General features: G+C 51.9%; 21 protein-coding genes. 8 read left to right on the forward strand and 13 right to left on the reverse strand.

Annotated elements, in window-relative coordinates:
- The 5 genes from ACEW8P_RS14000 to ACEW8P_RS14020 form a co-directional block, all read right to left on the reverse strand.
- On the reverse strand, positions 1–200 hold a 200-nt coding region (locus tag ACEW8P_RS14000; RefSeq protein ID WP_373513698.1), incomplete at its 3' end, for a hypothetical protein.
- 192 nt (positions 201–392) lie between these two features.
- Entirely contained in the window at positions 393–1,226 is an 834-nt protein-coding gene (locus ACEW8P_RS14005) for an IS982 family transposase (protein ID WP_373513699.1), read from the reverse strand.
- 150 nt (positions 1,227–1,376) lie between these two features.
- Complete coding sequence (locus ACEW8P_RS14010) at positions 1,377–2,009, reverse strand: response regulator (RefSeq protein WP_373513700.1); 633 nt, start codon at positions 2,007–2,009, stop codon at positions 1,377–1,379.
- A gap of 25 nt (positions 2,010–2,034) precedes the next feature.
- On the reverse strand, positions 2,035–3,999 hold the full coding sequence (locus ACEW8P_RS14015; RefSeq protein WP_373513701.1) for a tetratricopeptide repeat protein: 1,965 nt from the start codon (positions 3,997–3,999) through the stop codon (positions 2,035–2,037).
- Positions 4,000–4,105: 106 nt separating this feature from the next.
- The gene (locus ACEW8P_RS14020; RefSeq protein WP_373513702.1) at positions 4,106–4,846 is read right to left on the reverse strand and encodes a class I SAM-dependent methyltransferase; all 741 of its coding nucleotides are present in this window, start codon (positions 4,844–4,846) and stop codon (positions 4,106–4,108) included.
- 159 nt (positions 4,847–5,005) lie between these two features.
- Here ACEW8P_RS14020 and ACEW8P_RS14025 point away from each other — a divergent pair, with 159 nt between their 5' ends.
- Both ACEW8P_RS14025 and ACEW8P_RS14030 read left to right on the forward strand, forming a co-directional pair.
- Positions 5,006–5,644: an outer membrane beta-barrel protein gene (locus ACEW8P_RS14025; RefSeq protein WP_373513703.1), complete on the forward strand. Its 639-nt coding sequence runs from the start codon at positions 5,006–5,008 to the stop codon at positions 5,642–5,644.
- A gap of 63 nt (positions 5,645–5,707) precedes the next feature.
- Positions 5,708–6,691, forward strand: coding sequence for a c-type cytochrome (locus tag ACEW8P_RS14030; protein WP_373513704.1), 984 nt, complete (start codon positions 5,708–5,710; stop codon positions 6,689–6,691).
- Between the two features lie 27 nt (positions 6,692–6,718).
- Here the strand turns inward: ACEW8P_RS14030 and ACEW8P_RS14035 are convergent, their stop codons facing one another.
- From ACEW8P_RS14035 to ACEW8P_RS14045, 3 genes are all read right to left on the reverse strand, one after another.
- Positions 6,719–8,002, reverse strand: coding sequence for a M20/M25/M40 family metallo-hydrolase (locus ACEW8P_RS14035; protein WP_373513705.1), 1,284 nt, complete (start codon positions 8,000–8,002; stop codon positions 6,719–6,721).
- Between the two features lie 66 nt (positions 8,003–8,068).
- The gene (locus ACEW8P_RS14040) at positions 8,069–9,478 is read right to left on the reverse strand and encodes a S41 family peptidase (protein ID WP_373513706.1); all 1,410 of its coding nucleotides are present in this window, start codon (positions 9,476–9,478) and stop codon (positions 8,069–8,071) included.
- An 83-nt stretch (positions 9,479–9,561) separates the two neighbouring features.
- Positions 9,562–9,981: a DoxX family protein gene (locus ACEW8P_RS14045; RefSeq protein WP_373513707.1), complete on the reverse strand. Its 420-nt coding sequence runs from the start codon at positions 9,979–9,981 to the stop codon at positions 9,562–9,564.
- Positions 9,982–10,150: 169 nt separating this feature from the next.
- Here ACEW8P_RS14045 and ACEW8P_RS14050 point away from each other — a divergent pair, with 169 nt between their 5' ends.
- The 4 genes from ACEW8P_RS14050 to eutC all read left to right on the forward strand — a co-directional run bounded on the left by ACEW8P_RS14050 (position 10,151) and on the right by eutC (position 15,133).
- Positions 10,151–12,412, forward strand: coding sequence for a carboxypeptidase-like regulatory domain-containing protein (locus ACEW8P_RS14050; RefSeq protein ID WP_373513708.1), 2,262 nt, complete (start codon positions 10,151–10,153; stop codon positions 12,410–12,412).
- 135 nt (positions 12,413–12,547) lie between these two features.
- Entirely contained in the window at positions 12,548–12,859 is a 312-nt protein-coding gene (locus ACEW8P_RS14055; RefSeq protein ID WP_373513709.1) for an isoamylase early set domain-containing protein, read from the forward strand.
- 119 nt (positions 12,860–12,978) lie between these two features.
- Positions 12,979–14,358 (forward strand): ethanolamine ammonia-lyase subunit EutB, encoded by a 1,380-nt coding sequence (locus tag ACEW8P_RS14060; protein WP_373513718.1) that lies wholly within the window; start codon positions 12,979–12,981, stop codon positions 14,356–14,358.
- A 19-nt stretch (positions 14,359–14,377) separates the two neighbouring features.
- Positions 14,378–15,133: an ethanolamine ammonia-lyase subunit EutC gene (gene eutC / locus ACEW8P_RS14065; RefSeq protein WP_373513710.1), complete on the forward strand. Its 756-nt coding sequence runs from the start codon at positions 14,378–14,380 to the stop codon at positions 15,131–15,133.
- Here the strand turns inward: eutC and ACEW8P_RS14070 are convergent.
- Complete coding sequence (locus ACEW8P_RS14070; protein WP_373513711.1) at positions 15,102–15,725, reverse strand: DUF4230 domain-containing protein; 624 nt, start codon at positions 15,723–15,725, stop codon at positions 15,102–15,104. The two genes, eutC and ACEW8P_RS14070, sit on opposite strands and share 32 nt — an antisense overlap.
- Positions 15,726–16,038: 313 nt before the next feature.
- Between ACEW8P_RS14070 and greA the strand changes: the two genes are divergently transcribed.
- Complete coding sequence (gene greA / locus ACEW8P_RS14075) at positions 16,039–16,515, forward strand: transcription elongation factor GreA (RefSeq protein WP_373513712.1); 477 nt, start codon at positions 16,039–16,041, stop codon at positions 16,513–16,515.
- An 87-nt stretch (positions 16,516–16,602) separates the two neighbouring features.
- Here greA and ACEW8P_RS14080 read toward each other — a convergent pair whose 3' ends face one another.
- The 4 genes from ACEW8P_RS14080 to ACEW8P_RS14095 all read right to left on the reverse strand — a co-directional run bounded on the left by ACEW8P_RS14080 (position 16,603) and on the right by ACEW8P_RS14095 (position 21,328).
- Positions 16,603–17,310, reverse strand: a complete 708-nt coding sequence (locus tag ACEW8P_RS14080) for a hypothetical protein (RefSeq protein ID WP_373513713.1) — start codon at positions 17,308–17,310, stop codon at positions 16,603–16,605.
- Between the two features lie 49 nt (positions 17,311–17,359).
- Positions 17,360–18,649, reverse strand: coding sequence for a sodium:proton antiporter NhaD (gene nhaD, locus ACEW8P_RS14085; protein WP_373513714.1), 1,290 nt, complete (start codon positions 18,647–18,649; stop codon positions 17,360–17,362).
- 328 nt (positions 18,650–18,977) lie between these two features.
- Positions 18,978–20,228 carry a sodium:proton exchanger gene (locus tag ACEW8P_RS14090; protein ID WP_373513715.1) on the reverse strand — a complete coding sequence of 417 codons (1,251 nt, stop codon included), beginning with the start codon at positions 20,226–20,228 and terminating at the stop codon, positions 18,978–18,980.
- A gap of 89 nt (positions 20,229–20,317) precedes the next feature.
- Positions 20,318–21,328 carry a type IX secretion system membrane protein PorP/SprF gene (locus tag ACEW8P_RS14095; RefSeq protein WP_373513716.1) on the reverse strand — a complete coding sequence of 337 codons (1,011 nt, stop codon included), beginning with the start codon at positions 21,326–21,328 and terminating at the stop codon, positions 20,318–20,320.
- 124 nt (positions 21,329–21,452) lie between these two features.
- Here ACEW8P_RS14095 and ACEW8P_RS14100 point away from each other — a divergent pair.
- Positions 21,453–21,751 (forward strand): hypothetical protein (locus ACEW8P_RS14100; RefSeq protein WP_373513717.1); only part of this gene is annotated, 299 nt, incomplete at its 3' end.

Consider the following 21,751-nt stretch of genomic DNA (forward strand, 5'->3'; position numbering starts at 1 on the left):
TCGCTGCCGCCCAACGGTTTGGTACATGCCAGGCGGCAGTCGCGGTAGGGAACTACAACCGTGGTGTCGAAGCGGCAGGAGTCGCTGCCTCCGTAAAATTGGAGATAATAAAGCTGCCCCGCCGGGCCGTCAGGATTGGGCAAATTAGCAATAGAAATATTAAAATCGACCACCTTAGATGCCTGATCATGAGTTTGCAATTTGTCCAAGGATTTGGCGTAGCTATACCGAACGTGAACTATGGATAAAGTAGTTTTTCAACAGGGATCACAATCGTGGGTTTTCGATCGTAAAAACAATAAGCAATGAGTCCTGCCAGGATGTTAATCTGAGCATTGATTGGGCTGCGATGGCGTGTGTGCTCCACATCAAAAACGGAGATCAGCAAGTCGTTAACCGACTCGATGAGTCGGCACCGGCCGCCCGGCCCTTTTGCGAAGATTGAGCTTATCAGCCAGGGGCATCAGGATATTCTTCATCTTACGACGAACCTTTGTGACAATATGCAGCCCTTGCTGATAGAATTCAGCAAAAAGCTTACTGAGATACCCCCGATCGCCAAAACACTGCCCTTTCAGGCCAGCCAGCAGTTCAGTCACCAAGCTGCCATTGTTGTCGGCGACATTCCCGGGGGTGACGGCGAAGTTGACCAACTGCCCGTACTGATTGATGACCAGGTGGGCCTTCAGGCCGTAAAACCAACCCATTGAGGATTTGCCACGGGCAGCGATGCCGTCAAAGACTTTGTTGGCGCGGATACGGTGGTTGTCGCAAACAGCCAGGGGCTTGCTTGCGGCGATATAAAAACCCGTGCGCTCACTTTGCCCGCAGAGCCATTTGAGTAGTACAAACAACCCAGGCAGCAGGCGGGGCATTCGGGCCACGAACCGGTCGTAGCTGATCAAGTCGGGGAAATAGTCGCTCAATTGCATCTGGACGCAGTTTTGGTAGTAATATTGAAAGCATTTGTAGCCGGAGTAATGGTAGAAGACCGTTAGTGCCATCATTTCACTGTCACTCAGGTCACCCTTGCGCGTGGTGGGCAGGCAGCCTTGCTGGATTTGCCATTGGGTGAGGGCGGTGAAAAAATCATTGCAAGCGATGAAGATCTCAATCAGTTTAAATTCCTTGTCTTCGCAAAGCATAGCAGTAGGGGTAGTGGTTTTGTGAGTTCGCACCGCCCGGCAGCCCAGTACGAATTTCGCTATCTCCTGCTGACTATGCACTATCTTTCAATAGCTTACCAAGCTAATTATCCATAGTTCACGTTAATAATAAGGTTGTCTTGTGTCATTGATTACCATTAATCAACGTTGCAAAACTACCGGGCAGGAGAGCCACTCACAATATGCTGTTTGTATGATTTTTGGGGTCAACTACCGCCCCAAAAACTTATTGACTGCCTCGATTTTGGAGTGTACCTGCAGTTTTTCGTAGATGTTGAAGATATGCTTGCGCACCGTAGTGGGGCTAATGAACAGCTCGACGGCCACTTCCTTGTGGCTGTGGCCTTTGGAAAGCTTTTCGAGGATCTCGCGTTCGCGGGGTGTCAGCACGTCGAGTTCGCTGGGGGCGGAGGTCTCGGCATGGAAGGAAAGGGCAATTTTACGGGCGATGGTGCTGCTCATGGGTGAGCCGCCTGCGTGCAGTTCGGTGATGGCTTCCAGAAGTTTGTGGGGCGGGCTGCGCTTGAGAATGTAGGCGTTGGCACCCGCTTTGAGGGCTTCGAAGACCGTTTCGTCCTCGTCGTACATGGTACACATCATGAACTGTGTGTCGGGACAGGCGGGCCGAAGTTGCCGCACGCACTCGATGCCGTTCATGCCAGGCAAGTCGATGTCCATCAGCACTACGTCCACGCAGCTGCTGGGCAGGTCGAGTAGGGCCGCCTCGGCAGTTTCGTAGGTAGCGTGGCAAGAGAAGCCCTCAGTTCCGCCGACGAGAATGGCCAGCGACTGGAGGATCGGCTCCTTATCTTCGACAACCGCTACGGTGATGGTAGTTTTCATCTGGCAAAATTCTCCCTTTTCTCGCTCATTCACTATACTGCATTTGCATGATTTTAGTTTTCGGCATCGTCGGGTAGGGATAGGTTATTTTCACACAGGTGCCGCGCGACGAAGAGACGAACTCGCATTCACCGCCCGCTTCCTCCATCCGACTACGCATATTGCCCAGCCCGTTGCGCGCACTGATGACGCTTTGCTGGACAAAGCCCCGTCCGTCGTCACAGACCTCGATGCGCAAGTGCTCAGTTTCTGGCCGGATGCTCAGCCGCAGTTCGCTGGCGTCAGCGTGTTTCACGGCGTTGTTGAGTGCCTCCTTCACGGTTAGGAACACGTTGCGGCGGTCGGGGCCACGCATCGTCAGCTCGTAGGGCGACTCTTCCACATCGATGCGTAGCAGCAGGTCGGTGTTATCAATGAACTCACTGGCGTAGGAACGCGTGTAGGCGATCAGGCCGTTGAGGCTGTCGTTTTTATTATTCAAAGACCAGATGATCTCGTTCATGGCCGTAACCATTTCGGCCGAAATGCTGGAAATTTTCTCGATTTCGGGCGTAGTGTCCGGCCCCATCTTTCGCTTGGCGACTTCGCTGAGCAGGCCGATGGCCGTAAGCGACGCACCCAGGTCGTCGTGCATTTCTTTGGAAATGCGGTGACGTTCCTTCCGCTGTCCGTCCAGCTCCGACTTAGCCACAGCCAGCTCGCCCTCGCGCTGGGCGGCCAGCAGCGCGTTGTCGGCGGCCAGGCGGCGTTGGTGGGCGTAAAAGTAGGCAAACAAGAGCCCGCCGATGACAATGAATCCCAACGATGCGGCGGTCAATAGCCAGAAATTCTGACGTTCCTTTTCCAATTCCAGCCAGTCTACCTCTTGCTGTTTCTCGGCGAGTTTCTGAGCACTTTCAGCCTTTTTAAGTTTTACTTCGTAATCCTGTAATACCGTTTTGACCTGCTCGTTGTTAAGCGAATCGTTGGCATCTACGTACTTATTAATCCACTCGTAGGCCTTCAGGTAGTTGCCCAGGCCATCGTAAGCCACCGTATATTGCTGGTAGATGTTCCTAAACTCGTTCAAACCCAGCGTGTTTTCCTGGGCGATGGTGTAAGACTCGTCCAGGAACTTGACAGCCTGCCTGTATTTCCCCATACGGTTTTTTATAATAGCCAACTGCATCAGCATATGCTGCTCGTGCCGGGGACTGCCCATCTCTCGGCTCAGGCGCAAAGCCTCGCTTTGGTAATAAAGCGCCGAGTCGTACTTGGCTTCCATACTGTACTGGTCGCTGAGGTTGCCATACAGGGTGGACATGAAATCGAGGTCATTTTTAGGGTCAATGTATTCCAGCGCTTTCTTGTAGTATGCTCGCGACTCGGCGATTTTCTCCTGGTTATCCAAAGCATTGGCGATACTGAGGTAGTCCACCCCTACCGAACGTCGGTCCTCTTTGTCAGTGGTGTCGTAGGCCAGTGCTTTTTTATAGTACTCGATAGCCTTGTCATACATTCGCTGCCTATCGTACAGGTAGCCCAGGTTTTGGTTTATAGATGACAGATTTTGCAAAAGCCCCGCGGCTTTAGTGTACTTAGCCGCTTGCTGGTAGTTGGCAATCGCTTTACCATAATCGCCCTGGTAAAGTGCCGTAGTGGCGATGGAAAAATGACCGGTAGCCAGATCGCGGCTCATCGTATCTTCCTGGGCTTTTTTCAAAGCGGCTTCGGCTACTTTCATCGCCTCGTTGTGGCGACCCAGGCCATTGAGCGCGAAAGAAAGTACCCGTACACTCTTGAAGTACCCCCTTGTATCTTTGGTTTTTTGCGCAAAAGCGTACCCCTTCTGGTAATATTCCAGTGCCTTTTTAGGATTTTTGGTTTCGATAGCTTCGCCCTTATTGAGCAAATTATGCAGGTAAATCGTGTCCTTCGGACTCGGCGAGGGCTGGCTAAAGCTGCGCAGGGCAAGTGGCACTATCAGCAGTATGATATAGAGTCTGTTCATGGTAGATTTCATGGGGTAAAATTCTCTATTTCCCGAATCATTCGCCATACTGCATTTGTATGATTTTAAAAGCTAAAGGTAAAAATAAAGCCCTGAAAATCAGTAATCACTCCTTTTGATACACTAAAAAATGCTGGATCGGCAGGAAATCGCCCCGCTGGATCAGTTTGAAGCCGTTGGCAGCCATTTCTTTGTTGGCCTGCGCCACGCTGAGTTTGTGAAGTTCCTTGATTGGAATCGACGGGTCTTCCTTGCGGTACTCGAGCAGCAGGATTTTCCCATCGGCTTTCAAAGATTTGCGCAGGGACTGTAGCATTTCGTGCGGGAATTCCAGTTCGTGATAGACATCGACAATAATCGCCAGATCTACCGAGGCATCCGGCAGGTTGGGCGACTGCGCGCTGCCCTTGACGACCTCCACGTTTTTCAGGCCCAGTTGTTGGGTTTTTTTTTGTAAAAACTGCACCGACTCATCCTGCACATCCACGGCGTACACCTTGCCCTGAGGTACTTTCGTCGCAATCCGGAAGGTATAATAGCCCGTCCCGGCCCCGATGTCGGCCACTACACTGCTGGCCGTGATGGGTAGCTTGCTGATCGCCAGCGCGGTGTTTTCCTCCTCCTGCCGCTCGTCGCGCTCCAGCCAACTCGCCCCGCCGAAGCCCATGACGTGGGCGATCTCGCGGCCGTAGTAGGTTTTGCCGATGCCATCGTTGGTGGCATTCATTTGGCCATACACGTTGGTGTCAGCGGTGGTTTCAGAGGTGTTTTTTTGTCGAGAAGTAGACGTGGTGCAGCCTAGAAAAACGGGCAGCGCGAGGGCTAAAATTATTTGATAGAGCTTCATGGGTTTTCGGTATTTTTTTTGTGAAATCTAATTTTTTCGATTTGCCTTTCCAACCATGCGAGCGGTGAGGTTCTCTACCCTAAACCCGACGCCGGCGAAATTGTGTTGATTCTCTTCGGGAAAAATCATTCAGTCATTTCAATAAAAAACCATCGGCTTATGAAAAATCTCCCAATTTCCTTGCTCTTCGTCGCTTTGGCGGCTACTTCTCTGCGGGCGCAAACGCCAAACGAAACCAGCAAAGCCACCGAGAAAGCTAGTATCGCGATTCCTATGAGCAAGGGCAGCCGATTTGTGGGGCTGAACGGTACGGGTGGTTTCGGGGGAAGCAATTCTTACAAACATGACACTTGGTCGCTTACTGGGCAGGGAGGATATTTTGTCGCTAATCGGCTGCTGGTCGGGTTACAGCTTTCTTACGGGGAGTATGATTTTGAGGACAAAGCGGCTGGGACTAGTGCTATTTTTGTTGCCAAACCTATTCGAACGCAAAATACTCGATCCTTGAGGCCTGAAATTTTTACTCGCTACTACTTTACTTCCTGGAAAGTTAAACCTTTTGCCCAGTTATCGGCGGGCTGGAATTTTCAGTCAGGAAATACTTCGTACTTATTTGGCGGTGAGAATACGGTCGCTGCAAGAAATTCCTTCACCGCCGCAGCCGGATTGGGTCTAAGTTTTCGCGTTTCCAGACGCGTCAACATCGACTTGCTATATAACAGGAACATTACTAATACACAAAGTATTAGCACTCCAACAAGCTTGCGGTTGGGCGTGACCTTTCTTATCGGCAAATAAAATGAACCCAAGTTTTGCATGGTGGCAGGCTTTTTAGTTCTTTGGTTCTCAAACACAGATTGAATGAACGCCTTGTCACCACAAATCAAAGCCACCACCCTCGCGCTGCTAGTCTTAGCCGGAATTCTGGCGGCTTATAGTTCACCCGAAATTCCTGCTCCAAGCAACTACGTAACGGCTTATCCCGCCGGAGCAGACACCCTTTGGCAACCCCCCAAAGTGGAGGATTTGCCCAAAAACGCCGAAGGCGGACTGATTCTCTATGGTCGCGAACTGGTCGCGCATACCGCCAATTACCTCGGCCCGAAAGGCAGCGTAAAGCAAAACACCAACGGCATGAACTGCCAGAACTGCCACCTGGAAGCCGGCACAAAAATCATGGGCAACAACTACGCGGCGGTTTTCTCGACCTATCCCAAGTACCGAACGCGATCGGGCAGCGTGGAGTCGGTCGTCAAGCGCATTTCGGACTGCTTCGAGCGCAGTCTGAACGGCGTTGCACCTGACAGCAGCAGCCGCGAAATGCAAGCCATGATCGCTTATATGAAATGGCTCGGGCATGACGTGCCAAAAGGTGTGACGCCCAAAGGTACAGGCCTGGAAAAGCTGGCCTTCCTCGACCGAGCAGCCGACCCTGAAAAAGGTCGCTTAATTTATCAGGCCAAATGCCAGGTTTGCCACGGGGCCAACGGCGAAGGCCTGCCCGCTCCCGACGGCATGGCTTACGTTTATCCACCGCTTTGGGGTGAACACAGCTACAACGACGGCGCGGGGCTTTTCCGAATCGCGTCCTTCGCGGGCTATGTCAAGAATAACATGCCGCTGGGCGCGACTTATCAAAACCCCCAACTCACCGACGAAGAAGCCTGGGACCTGGCCGCCTTCGTCAATTCCCGCCCGCACCCGCACCGGGAGCAAAGCGGTGACTGGATGGACAACTCCCAAAAGCCCATTGATGCGCCTTACGGCCCCTATGCTGATGGCTTTTCGGAACAGCAGCATAAGTTTGGGCCGTTCCAGCCGATTGCCGAAGCGCGGAAGAAGTAAGGCTTATATTAAACCGAGTCGCAAAATCTACCGCGTCAGCCGATACATCAGCAACGCCGACCGCTGAATTAGTGCCGGATACTCCTTCAAATTAATCGTTTCGCCCGGTGCGTGGGCACCGCTGCCGGACGCGCCCAGCCCGTCGAGGCAGTCCACGTACTCGGCGATGTACGAGATGTCTCCCGCGCCGCGTGAGCCGGGATCGCCCGCTTTCACGGAACCCATGCCCAGGTCGCGGCTCACCTGATCCAGCACGGCCAGTACTTTGGCGTTGCCAGGCTTGGGTTCCATACCGGGGATGCCATCGCTGAACTCGATTTCTGCCGAAGTACCGGGCAAGTTTTTTGCCACGATCTGGCGCATTTTGGCGCGGGCGTTGTCCTTTTGTTGTTCGGTCAGGAAACGCAGGTCGCCGGTGACGATGGTCTTCTGGGCCACGATGTTGGACTTGCCTACCGTAGTACCCTCCGCCGTTTTCGGATCATAGTTGACCTCGGTTCCGCCAACCATCACACCGGGATTGAATGTTAGGTACTGCTCTGCGCTTAGTGTTTCACGGAATTCATTCAGGATGCGGGCCGCCTCGTAGATGGAGCCGTAGCCCGCCCTTTTTCCAAAAACCCCCGACGAGTGCCCCGTTTGGCCGTGCGTGGTCAGTTCCCAGCCGCTCGCGCCCCTTCGGGCCGTGGCCGCAATACCGAAACTTTGGGCCGTTTCGTAAGCCAGCGCGATGTCATAGGCTTTGGCGCGGTCGATGAAGTCTTTCCTGCTAACCGAAGTAGGTTTGCCCGAGCTTTCCTCATCACCTGTAAAATAAACCATAATCGAAGTGTTGTCCAACAAACCATTGGCGTGCAGGGCTTTGAGGGCGGCCACGATCATTACATCGCCACCTTTCATGTCGTTGGCACCCTGCCCGGTAGCGGTGGAGTCATTGAGTTTGGTAAAGGGCGTGAAGGGCATGGACTTTTCAAAAACCGTGTCGAGGTGACCGATGAGGAAAAGCTTTTTGCCCTGATTACCTTTGCGCGTGGCTACAAAATGCCCGGCGCGGTTCAGCGAATCGGGCAGCGTCACCCATTCCGTAGTGAAGCCCATTGCGTCGAACTCGCGCTTGAACACGTCGCCGACGGCCCGGACACCCGCGTGGTTGAGCGTGCCGCTGTTGATATTGACGACTTCTTTTAGCAGGTCGAGGGTTTGGGGCAGGTCAGCCTTAACTTTGGCGACGATCTTTTGCTCCGGGGCTTTGAGATTTTGGGCGAAAGCGGAGACGGAAGCAAGCAGGAGAAGAGGAATAAGTTTTTTCATGAAAATCTGAGACAAAGGATGTTGGTTTTTTATCAAAAATAAGAAATAATCAGCAATCCGAAGCCTTCACTTGTCCTGCCGAATGAGCGACTTGACGTATTCCAGCCCATAGTCGCGGCCAGGTGTAATGATGTCTTCGTAAGTGCGAACAAGGGGCAAGTCGGGTTTGATTTCCGGGTCGTCCAGCGGCTTCACATCGTGGTACATGGTTTTGAGCGGGATTCTGATTCTCAGCCCTGAGTTGGGCAGCGTGATTACCTTGAATCGGGCCGCGAAATCCCCCCAATACGCCCCGCCCGGCGCTTCGCCCACGATTTTGCCAACGCCCTGATCCCGCAGGTGCGACAGCACAGACACCGTGGCCGAAAAAGACGCACCGTTGACCAAAAGGTACAAATTGTTCCGGTAGCCGTATTTTTTATTGGGCTTGAAGTCCTTTTTCCTGGCCGTGTTGGTTCGCCACAGTCCGGTCGTGCGGTCGCGGTGGTGGGTGAGGAAGAACGCTACCGGACTTACGGGGTTGAGGGGCGTAGTGATGTAGGGCAGCACGGCACCGGGTTTGAGTGTCTCTTCGCTAAACACCGAGAAGGGTTCGGGCAATAGATAGGAGAGGAGATAGCCCGAATTGGCCACCGATCCGCCGCCGTTGCTGCGCATATCGATGACCAGGTTTTGGTAGTTTTTTTCCTTGATCAGGCGGAAGTCCTGCCGGAGCTTCCGTTTGAATTTTGCGTTAAAAAAATCTCCTTTCGGAAATTTGGAAAACGAGCTGACGCGCAGGACGACGCCATCGAGGCTGCTGTCGATCCTGGCGAGCGAGAGGTTTTTGCGGATCGAAATATCTTTCGGATAGCGCTTTTTCAGGTACTCGTTCACGGCTTTCTTCGTCTGGCTGACCACGTACTTTTGCAGCGTGTCACCCGTAGCAACCGCCGCGCTATCGACGCTGACATAGCTGACCAGCAACGAATCATTCTCGCCAAACCAGGCATTGTAGTAGGCAGGGAATGAGTTGAGCGTTCTGAACAGGCGTCCCGTGGCGATGTCGGCGTCGGCCCCGGCCCGGAAATTATCGGCCAGCAAGGCGTGGAGTTGAGATAGTTCTTGTCCCTCGATGGTTAGTAATTCCGTTCCGCGCCCTAGCGTCGAATCGGCTGATCCGTTGAAATACACATAGTATTTTCCGGCCACTTCTCGTAGGGTGAAAGGTAGGTAAGTCGTGTTTTTGTCGGTGATTCTTTTGCGTTGGTACAGGTTCAAGTGTCCGTCTTTCTGGCTGTTGACGAGCGGGGCAATTCGTTTAAAAAAATCGCGGTAAGCCAGCGAATTCGGTAGCCGCGCCACCAACGAATCCCGGTAGTCTTCGTAGGCTTTTTGGGAGCCGTAGTAGCCCAGGCCGGGGTATAATTTCTCTAATTTTTTGTTCAGAAAGGCGACATCCTGCCGCATTTGCTGATTAGTGAGCGAAGGGGGCATTTGTGCCTTACGACTGCAAGCTGCACAGCAAATCAGCAGCACTAAGGCTGGCATTTTAGGCAAAAAACCTTTCAGGATCAATCTCACTTATCTCTAAAAATAACCTGATCCAGTGAATACTTCCCCGGCCCCGTCAGAAAGAGCGTCAGGTAAGATAGCGCGTATAGAAGTGGTAGTTCCTGCTTGCCTAGAGCAGCATTTCCGTGGACAACAAACAGCGCCACGAGCATCGTGAATATCAGCGGAATAAGAACCGCGCGGGTCAGAAACCCGAAAATCAGCAGCAGAGAGCATATGAACTCGGCAAAAATAGCCAGCAGCAACGATGTTTCTTCTCCCAAACCGATAGGATCACCGAAGGCAAGGTCACTGCCAAGGTACTTTTGCAATTTCTGGTAGCCGTGACCCGCAATCATGATCAGCCCAATACCAATGCGCAGAAACAGAACGCCCAAATTGGCATTGATGGAGAGAATGGTTGGCTTGAAAAGTTTTTGGAACATAAATAATCTTTTTGAAAAGTAAATGTAGTCTATCTGCCTCCAAACTTAGGAATTCGCTTTTATGTTGAATAATTTTAGACTAATCTAAAAAATATATTTGGCATGATTATTTTTGTGATTAACTTTGCATTGAAAAGAAAAGTGAAGTGAGCCAAATTTTGTTTTATAGATGTTAAAAAAAATACTTTTGATTGTATTGTCCATTTGTACGCTGCATGTTCAGGCGCAGACTATTTTGGAGGGGACGGTCACCCACGCCGGACAGCCCATAGAATTCGCTAGTGTCGCGATCCAAGGCAAAACCTTCGGAACTACCGCCGACTCTACCGGAAGGTTCGAACTCACGGCTTTGCCCGCGGGAAAGCACATGATATTAATCTCCGCTATCGGCTACAAAGCTTACCAGCAGAGCGTTATGCTAACTGCTAATCAGACTACCCGCATCGAAGTTGCGTTACAAGAAGAAGCTGGTCAATTGGCTGAGGTAGTGGTGACGGGAACAATGAAGGAAGTGTCTAAGCTAGCCAGTCCCGTCCCGGTGGACATCATCACACAAAAGTTTTTGTACAAAAACCCGGTTCCCAGCATCTTCGAGGCGCTGACTTACGTCAATGGCGTGCGACCGCAGCTCAATTGTAACGTATGCAACACGGGCGACATCCATATCAACGGCCTGGAAGGGCCTTATACGATGGTGCTGCTCGATGGCACGCCAATCGTCAGCGGGCTTTCGACGGTGTACGGGCTGATTGGGATTCCCAACAGCCTGATCGAACGCGTGGAAGTAGTTAAAGGGCCGGCTTCGACGCTCTACGGCTCTGAGGCGGTGGGCGGTTTGATAAATATCATTACCAAAAATGTCAGCAAGGCCCCGACTTTCTCGGCGGATATTTTTAGTAGCAACTGGCAGGACATAAACCTGGATTTAGGCTTCAAGTTCAATACCGGGGAAAAGGTCTCTTCGTTGCTGGGCGTGAACTACTTCAACTACCAGAACCCAATCGACAATAACGGCGATGGCTTCACTGACCTGACGCTGCAACACCGCCTTTCAGTTTTTAACAAGTGGTCGGTGCAGCGTCCTGAAAATCGTCAGGCGACCCTGGCGGTGCGCTATTTTTACGAAGATCGCTGGGGCGGGCAGATGAACTGGACGCCCGCCGAACGCGGCGGTGACCGAGTCTATGGCGAGAGCATTTACACTCAACGCTTCGAGGCCATTGGACTTTACCAACTTCCGACGACCGAAAAGCTGACATTTCAGTATTCACTCAACTCCCACGCACAGAATTCCTATTACGGCAATACGCCGTATATGGCCACGCAGCGCATCGCTTTTGGCCAGATGCTGTGGGATAAAACGGCGGGCAAGCACAGTCTGCTAGCCGGACTACCGCTACGCTACACCTACTACGACGACAATACGCCCGGTACTTTTTCCGAAATCGAGGGCAACCGTCCTGACCGTATTTTTCTTCCGGGCGTCTTCTTGCAGGACGAAATCACAAGCGGTCCGCATAAACTGCTGCTCGGCGCGCGCTATGACTACAACTCGCGGCATGGTAGTATTTTCACGCCCCGCATAGCTTATAAACTAAGCCTTAACCAAACCGATGCACTACGGCTGAACGTGGGCCGAGGCTACCGCGTGGTGAACCTCTTTACCGAAGAACATGCCGCTCTGACCGGAGCACGGGAGGTGATCGTCAAAAGCGCCCTGAAACCTGAGCAAAGCTGGAACGCGAACCTGAATTTTGTCAAGAAAATTGTGACGGGTAATTCATTCGTCGGCCTGGATGCCTCTTTGTTCTACACTCGATTCAGCAACCGCATCTTGCCCGACTACGACACGAATCCCAACCAAATCATTTACGACAACCTCGACGGCTACGCCGAGTCCAAGGGCGTCAGTCTGAATCTGGACGTTAATCTTTACGCGCCGCTCACGATTGTGGCCGGAGCCACGGTGATGGACAACGTGCAGGTGCGTAATGGCGTCCGAATTCGCCCCATTCTCACCGAGCGAGTCATGGGTACCTGGGCCGTGACTTACGACTTTGCCCGGGCCGGACTCACGGTTGACTATACCGGAAATGTATACGGCCCCATGCGGTTGCCGCTTCTGAGCGCCGAAGATCCGCGTGCCGAGTACTCGCCCGTTTGGTCATTGCAAAACATTCAGTTTACCAAAAAACTGGGTACCCGTGCCGAACTATACGGCGGCGTGAAGAACCTGCTGAACTTTCGCCCGCCCGCCAATTCGATCGCTCGGCCCAATGATCCGTTTGACAAAAATGTACAGTTCGACGCATCGCGACAAGTTGTAGCCACGCCCGACAATCCTTACCGCCTCACCTTCGACCCGAGCTACGTTTATGCGCCTAATCAGGGAATCCGCGGGTTTTTAGGCTTTCGCTACCAAATACAGTAATTGCACTATCTTAAAAAAAAATGGTAGATGTATAATTATTTGAAGTGGAGATTAATTTATTGAACTGAAAATCATTGCATTAAAAATATTGTTTTATACCTTTGCCGGGTAAGTTAACAAAACCTATTTACAGTTATGGCATTGGTAAAAAATTATTTGAAGAGTAAAAACATTTGCAAAGTAACGTTCTCCCTGCCTGCTGAGGCGGTTGCAGAGTCAAAGAAAGTGACCGTATTGGGCGATTTCAACGGTTGGGGTCCTTCGGAGGCCACCGCTCTGAAAAAGCAAAAGGACGGATCTTATAAGGCGATCGTTGAACTAGAGCCAGGCCGCGAGTACCAATTCCGTTACTTGCTGGATGGCGAGAAGTGGGAGAATGACTGGGCTGCTGATAAGTATGTTCCTGCTGGTGATTCAACCGACGAGAATTCGGTCGTTATTCTGTAATAACAGAAAAAACATTTCAAAAAAGCGGTGAAAAGTACTTTTCGCCGCTTTTTTTATGTGGTATGGGCGACTCGCCCGTTTTTTTATGTACTTTCAGCCGATTAATGAAAGTGCATTTTATGCCCTACCGCCAAACCATCCGAGGCTTTACCTACCATTTCCAGGACCTCAAGACCCTGCTGGCCAAAGCGTCCCCGCTTCGCTCGGGCGACCAACTGGCGGGCGTTGCCGCGCACAGCTACGAGGAGCGAGTGGCGGCGCAAATTACCTTAGCCGATTTACCACTAAATATTTTTCTAACTGAGCATTTAATTCCCTACGAAAGAGACGAAGTCACCCGGCTTATCACCAACACGCACGATACGCTGGCTTTTGAGCCAATAAAATCCCTAACCGTCGGCGAATTCCGCGACTACCTGCTCTCAGAGAAAACAACGACCGAAACCCTCCGCGCTCTCGCGCCCGGAATTACACCCGAAATGGCAGCGGCGGTTAGCAAACTCATGCGGGTTCAGGATTTGATCACGGTATCCGCCAAATGCGAGATTGTTACCAAATTCAGAAACACCATTGGGCTAAAAGGGCGGCTCTCTACCCGGCTGCAACCTAACCACCCTTCTGACGACTTCAAGGGAATTGCTGCGTCCATTATCGACGGACTCCTCTACGGCAGCGGCGACGCCGTGATCGGGATCAATCCCGCCACCGACCACGTGGCCACCGTCGGCGGTCTGTTGGAAATGATCGACGGCATCCGGCAACGCTTCGACATCCCGACCCAAAGTTGCGTCCTGAGCCACGTGACCACCACGCTGCAACTTATCGAGCAAAAGGCCCCGGTCGATCTGGTTTTTCAGTCCATCGGCGGGACGGAGGCTTTGAACAAATCATTTGGCATCAACCTGGCTTTACTAAAAGAAGCCCACGAGGCAGGACTATCATTAAAACGCGGAACGGTCGGTCAGAACCTCATGTACTTTGAAACCGGACAAGGCGCGGCACTTTCCGCCAATGCCCACCACGGTCTGGATCAGCAAACCTGTGAAGCCCGAGCCTATGCCATGGCTCGGGCCTTTGATCCTCTGCTTGTCAATACGGTGGTTGGTTTCATCGGCCCGGAGTACCTCTATAATGGCAAGCAAATCATCCGTGCGGGCCTGGAAGATGTTTTTTGTGGAAAACTGCTGGGGCTGCCGATGGGCATCGACATCTGCTACACCAACCACGCCGAAGCCGACCAGGACGACATGGATACGCTGCTCACTCTGATGGGCGTGGCCGGAGCAAACTTTATCATGGGTGTCCCCGGTGCCGACGATGTGATGTTACACTACCAAAGTACCTCCTTCCACGATGCCCTATACCTGCGTGATGTATTGGGACGACGACCCGCGCCGGAGTTTGAGGCTTGGAATAGGCGATTAATGGATAGTGGACAATGGACTATGGATAATTTCGGTCGGTTGCTGGGACAGAAAACATTATCGAACCAACTGTGAACTACCTGAATGTTGCCGCATGAGTACTCCTATTACGATCGAGAGCCTTACTAAACACACCCCTGCTCGCGTGGCATTGGGCCGCACGGGCCACAGCCTGCCCACACAGCGGCTGCTGGAATTTAATCTCGACCACGCCCGCGCCCGCGACGCAGTGTACTCTGTTTTTGATTTTGAAAAATTGGAAAAGCAGCTAGGCAAATGGGGACTACCTTCCGTAAGCTTGAAAGGCCAGGCCCACGACCGACGAGAGTACTTGCTGAGGCCCGATTTGGGCCGAAAACTTCATGAGGATTCGCAAACCATCCTCCAAAATTCTAAATCGGCAGAAAACGATTTGTGCATCGTCATCGCCGACGGGCTTTCCGCCGTGGCGGTCAACACCCACGCGGAAGAGATTATTAAGTTATTGCTGAAAAAAATCAGGCAAGCAAACTGGAGACTCGCTCCGATCGCGCTGGTAGAACAAGGTCGCGTGGCTATAGCCGACGAAATAGGGGAAGGACTCCGCTCCGAAATGACTCTTATTCTCATCGGTGAGCGTCCGGGCCTGACCTCGCCCCACAGTCTGGGTGCGTACCTTACGCACCGTCCCCGCGCGGGCCTGACAGACGAGCGCCGCAACTGCGTCTCCAACATCCGGCCCGATGGCCTATCCTACGAACGCGCTGCCGAGAAAATCTTCTATCTATTACAAGAAATGAAAACCCATCAGCTTAGCGGGGTGGGGTTGAAGGATCGATTTACCTCAACTTTGGTAATTCCCCCTTCATAGGGAACAGCAGAACTACCTTCTTTCCCGATGCGCGTTCCAGAATCGGCGTAAGCATCTTGCGGGCGTTCTCTCGGGTCTGCTCCAAGATTCCCATGTCCAGGGCCGATTGTCGAATTTGCCGTTCGGCTTGCTTGTAGCCTTCCTGGACCAACTGTGCCTCTTCCATGAAAGCATACTCGGTGTTGTAAACTTTGGAGCGGTCGTGGTCGATCTTGAAGAAGCAAAGTTCCGGCTCCGGCAGGTGGATAACGAGGGTGTCTTGTCCAGCCTCGATATCAGCAATGTCCATTTGGGTGAGATCCACGCAGCCGACAGCTTCGCCCTGTACAATCAGGACGGCTTTGGCGTCGGGTAGCCACATTTTAGTAATCTGCTGCTCCACGATATCCTTAAAGTTGTATCGTACCAGTTCAAGCTTCCCTAGCGAGGTAATCTCCTCCAAAACTACCGTCTGCGTGTTTTCCAGTTTGTTCTTTTGCGAGAACCAACTGGGCAACCAATCGCCTGTCCGCCAATTTTCCCATAGCGAAATGACTCCCACTACCAGAAGGAATATGAAGACTAGCTGAACGAGAAGTCGAAGAAAGCGCATTTATTTGGTGGTCAGTTGACGGTACTCCGTAGCGGGTGGATAGTTGACAGTTGCCATGAACGAAGTAAGAACGGAGCGACCTGGGCCGAACGCTGAACGATTAATTGGAGAGGTTTGCAAATATTGCTAAATTTGTCGTTCAAGATTGGACTATGCAACAAATTTTCCGGTACGGCTTCCCGACCTACGCGACCTGACGATCACTCCCGCGAGTGATTTTTTGATTATCCCTTGAACGGTCGGCGCGCCGTTCTTTTTTGTGATACAACCCGACTGAAAAACTTTTTTCAAAAAATTAAAACATATATTTAATATGGCAAAGGTATCATACTACACCGAAGAGGGCCTCAACCGCTTAAAGGCCGAGCTGAACGAAATGAAAACAAAGGGTCGCACGGACATCGCCCGCCAAATTGCCGAAGCCCGCGACAAGGGCGACCTGAGCGAAAACGCCGAATACGACGCCGCCAAGGACGCGCAGGGGCTGCACGAATTGAAGATTGCTAAGCTGGGAGAAATTCTCTCCGGCGCCCGCATTCTTGACGAGTCCTCCATCGACACCTCGATGGTGGCCGTGCTTTCTACGGTCAAAATCAAAAACAGGAAAAATGGAGCCGAAATGAACTACACGCTCGTCTCGGAAGAGGAAGCCGATTTGAAAACCGGAAAAATCTCTGTCGGCTCGCCCATCGGAAAAGGGCTATTGGGCAAGCGCGTAGGCGAAGTCGCCGAGATCAAAATTCCGGCGGGTACGGTGGAACTCGAGGTGATCGAGATTAGCAGGAGTTAGTTCATCCATCGATCGTAAGTTATCGGCAATCTGCTTTTCTGACTAACTGTATGAGAAGCTGACTGTCGGTAACTAATCGGCGACAGCTTACTTTATCTTAAACTGCTTGTCATCGATCCCCTTGTTGATTTTGATGGACTGCGTCTCAGAAGCCATCTCAAATTGCCCGAATTTCCGGCTGGAAGCAAAAGGAAATTTGACACCATTCACTGCCTTGTAATCGCCATAAGTGAATACCGCCTCCATCTTGCCACGCGGTGACTCATTGGTGGCGGTGCGCTTCACTTTCAGGCCCGAATCCCTATCGAAGTAGTCGTGCCAGGTATTGCCGTTTGCCGTAAGTTCTAGGTCGTAAGCGTCTTTGCCATCCACTTTTTCGATACCAACCAGTTTTTTCTCCACTTGGAGCGAATCGTAGAAGATTTCGGGAAAGGGGTGATTTTGCATAAACTCCTGGTAGGCTTCTTTACCCTCTTTGGTCGTCGTTTGTCCGCGCATCGAGCGCGAGAGCGTCGTGCCGTCATAAATGGTGCCGCCCGCTTCGTTGCCCATCATGTAGGAAGTCTGCTTAAACTTGTTGGGCATTTTCATTTTTGTCTCTGTCTCCATCGTGCGCCCTTGCATATCGGTCGTAGCGCTGACGGTTATGTCCTGAATCGTGCGAATCTTGTCTTTGCCACCCACGGCGGCCAGGTACTTGTCCACTACGGCGTCGGCGGTAGTGAGGTCTTGGGCGAAGGCATTCAGGCTCACCAGTAAGCCGAGCATTACTCCAAAAATCGATTTGTATTTCATGATTTGTTTCAGTTTGGTTTTTTGAAACAAATGTAAAGGAAATGAGGAATCAAAACATCAATAAGTACACTCCCGCACCCGCCAGGTAACCGATCATAGCCAGAAAAGCGATTCTTTTCAAATACCAAACAAAATCCAGCTTCTCGATTCCCATGACGGCCACGCCCGCCGCCGAACCAATGACGAGCATACTACCCCCCGTGCCAGCGCAGTAGGCCATGAATTCCCAGAGTTTGTGGTCGGTTGGGTACACACTCATGTCATACATGCCCATGGCCGCCGCGACTACGGGAACGTTGTCCACGATGGCCGAAACCGCCCCGATGACTACCACGATCACATCCAGGTTACCGACCAGCGCATCCAGACGAGCGGCCAAATCGCTCAGTACTTCGGTAGCTTCGAGTACGCCCACTGCGGCCAGAATTCCCAGAAAGAAGAGAATACTGGGTACATCGATCTTGCTCAGCGCGTAAGCAGGTGTATAGGGGACCCGATCCTCCTCATCCTTGTCTTTGTGGATAATTTCGGAAAGCACCCACAGCACCCCCAGCGACAGCAGCATGCCCATGTAGGGAGGTAGGTGGGTAACAGTTTTAAAGACAGGAACAAACAGCAGTGCGAGTACGCCCGCGAAAAGCATAAGTCTTCCCTGACCGCGCGAAACGCCGTTTTCAGCGTCGAAGATTGGGGAAGCAACGTTGCCGGGTTGCATCGGGACAGTCTGCAAACTACCTTTCATGGCGAAAGTCATGTACAGTAGTGGCACGGCCAGCGACACCATGCTGGGCAGAATGAGGTTGGTTATGATGGCCGTAGTGCTGACTTGTCCGCCGATCCAGAGCATGGTCGTGGACACGTCGCCGATGGGCGACCACGCCCCGCCGGAGTTGGCCGCGATGATAATCATACCTGCCATAAGTTTGCGTTGTTCGCCTTCGGGCATTATTTTGCGCAACAGTGACACCATTACGATGGAGGTAGTCAGGTTGTCAAGCAGGGCGGAGAGGAAAAAGGTAAGGATACAGATGATCCAAAGCAGGCGAATCGGGTCGCGGGTCTTGATTCGCTCAGTGATGATGGCAAAACCTTCGTGGGCGTCGATGAGTTCAACGATAGTCATGGCTCCCAAAAGGAAAAACAATATCTCGGATATTTCCCCTAAATGCAGCGAGAGTTCCTCCACGACAAACTCCGTGTCGGAACTGTAAAGCACGTAGGCTGTCCAGCAAAGTACCCCGGTGATCAGGGCGGAGGCCGTTTTATTGACTTGGATGGTTTCTTCGAGCGCGATGGCCAGGTAGCCAACCACGAAAATGATTATTATAGTTGTAAGCATAGAGAATGGCAATAGTTGGCTGGTCAGTCAGCGTAAACTTTGGTTTTAGCTTGATGTGAAAAAAACATACAAAGGCATTTTGGTTCAGATTCCTTCCCTATGGGTAGCCGGGATGGCATTTTTTCCTTTCGTTTTTATCAAAAGTAAAAAACCAAGCAAAAAACTGCTCAACCACGAGCGTATTCACCTGCGGCAACAGCTCGAGATGGGTTTTTTGCCCTTTTACTTGTGGTACTTTGTCGAGTACCTTGTACGATTGGCCGTACATCGCAACCACTACGTGGCTTACCGCAATATTTCCTTTGAAAGAGAAGCATTCAGCCACGAATCATCCTCGCTTTATTTGCGGCAGAGGCGGCTCTGGGCTTTTTGGTATTTCCTCTAGTTCTTCATCCAAAACCTCTTCTTCCGGCGGGCCCTTGTAGGTCATCACCGCCGTCATCATCGTGATGGCGGTGATGATGACCGTAATCATCAGTATGCCTTTGCGAAAGCCTGCGACCATATACTGCTCCGGGATACTCAGGAAGAGCAAAACGGTGATCAGTCCGCGCGGTGCGATGTAAAGCAGCGGACTCAAACTACCTCGGAAGGTAGTTTTGAGTGTAATGAATCGGGTGCCCAGAATGGCCAGCAGAATCAGGAGGCTCACAATCCAGGCATCGAGGTCGGCAAAGTCACCAAGATCGGCTGAATAGCCGAAAATGAGGAAAAAGAAAGTGCGGATTACAAATGCGCTTTCGGCGGTAAGTTGCTTGAATTGCTCCAATTCGGCCTCAAACAGATCATTTTTGAGGAAAGTGTGAAGTTTTCCCCGAACGAATAGTTCGGTGTTGTTGAGAAATAAACCAAAAATGAGAATAGCTAAAAGTGAAGACAGGTGGTAGAGCTTACCCACCGCGTAAATCAGGAACAAAACCGAAATAATAGGCAGGTACTTAACGTGGTGACTGATGCGGGCGATCAGATACAGCAGAATGAAACAGGAAATGACCGAAATGATAACAATCAGGAGGGTACTTTGCAAAAATTGTCCCGCCGACTCCCATCCCGAGTTACTGGGCAGCACCAGAATGTTGAAGAGCATAAGCCCCAGAATGTCCGACAAGGAAGATTCATAGACCATGTACTCCCGCCGCCGCTTTTCCAGTCCGCTGACGCTGGGAATGGCGACCGCGCTGCTGATGATGGCAAAGGGCGTGGCTGTCACCACTGCGTTGTAAAAGCTTTCGCCAAGCAATAGATAAAATATCCCTGCAATGACCAACATACTTAACACTAAACCGAGTAGTGCCGACAGGAGCGTCCGGCCGATCAGCTTGTGCTTGCCACCGCTCAGTTCGAGGTCTAATCCTCCTTCCAACACGATGAGAATAAGACCAATGGTACCTAAGGTAGGAAGGAGTACGTCAACTCCCGGAATCCTGACGTCGAAGTGGTCGGTAACTTGTCGCCCGATCATCCCCGTAGCCAGCAGCAACACCACAGAAGGAAGCTTGGTGCGGGAGCTGATGAGGTCGAAAGCGTACGACAACAGCACCGTGCAACTGAGGATTATAATTAATATCGAAATATCCATAAATACGGATAGTGGGTTGCGTTCAAGGTTGCAATGATACGAAAAATGCCCCTGAAAAAGGGGCATTCGACCTTAATTCGACAGGGCATTCACCAACCCATCGGCGGACAATAAATCGCCGCCCGATTGTTAAATCGAAAGCCCAGCAATATCTCGTGACTACCCGACGAAACTGAATTGATCGCCGATAATGGATATTCGTAGGCGTAGTTAATCGTGAAATTGGGCGACAGTGCCATGCCCAGCACCGCGCCGAAGCTATCGCTGGCCCGGTACTGCACGCCCCCCCAGAGGCGGTCGGCGTATTGAACGCGTAGTTGGCCATCTACCGAAAGTGGAACTTTCCCAACTCTCTTGACCCAAACCTGCGGAATCAGCGCCCATTCCTCAGCCATATTCAGGCGATAAGCGGCTGTCAGGTAGTAGTGAGGAAGTACTTTGCTGGTAGTTTCGGCTCCCGAAGGAGCGGCGTAAGCCAAAGAAACAGGTAGCGGAGAAAGTACCGAAATGCCTGCCCAGAAATTACCTTTTCGCACCAGCATTCCCGCCGAAAAGTACGGCTTTAGCAAAGAAATTCGGCCGTCGGGCAGGATAGGGTCGGAGGGCGTGGCGGTAGTAATACGATCGAAACGGAGATTATACTGCAAAATGCCCGCCCCAAGGCCCGCCGACAATAGCCAATCGCCCGGCAGACTGATGTGCGCCGCGCCCGTGAGTTGGGCAATATTGCGTTCGGTAGGCCCGGTGCGGTCGGCGAGCAAAACTGCACCGGCACCAAAGCGCCAGGAACCGACAGGTGGAGTAGGAGACAGGCCGCTGCGATTGGCGTAGCGAGGCGTACGAGTAGTTTGAGGTACTTTGTCGCCGTAACCAATGGGCGTGTGGGCGGTGAGGTAGGCGGTGTTGGGAGCGTCGTCCAGCCCCATCCATTGACGGCGGTAGCTGAGGCGGACATCGGCAAAGTCGTAGGCTCCCGACAGCGCCGGGTTGACTACAAACGGATTGAGCGTGTACAGACTACCCTGCGGCAATTGCTGGGCTTCGGCCTTCCCCATCATCCACACTGCACACCCCCAAAGCAGCCAAGCCCTGACTTTCATTCAATCACGTTTTTTTGGTAAAGGTAACGAATCGATCAGGAAGCAAAAATTAAGCCGGATTCCTCATGAGATGCACTTTCGGGGAAAGAGAGGCGTTTGCAGAGAGTAGTTACCATCTAAATTCATGACGTACCTGAACTCATTGCTTCTATTACTCTCATTGCTGTCGGCAAGTAGCCCGGAACCTATCAAGCGCATTCGCCTGGAAGAATTCACGCGCGGTACGCAGCGGAGCATCGAAGTCGATGCCGAAAAAACTACTGTGCGGATGAACGATGCCGAGACAGTTGCGAAGACCGACGAGAAGGTTTGGAAAAAGCTGCAGGAGCAAGTTCGGGAACTACCCCTCAAAAGCTTGAACGAAGTACCCGTCCTGAGCAAGAAACATCAGGTGGATGCCGCCCTTGCCGCCACGCTGACCAT

This window comes from Persicitalea sp. (assembly GCF_041751555.1).
Classification (GTDB): Bacteria; Bacteroidota; Bacteroidia; order Cytophagales; family Spirosomataceae; genus Persicitalea.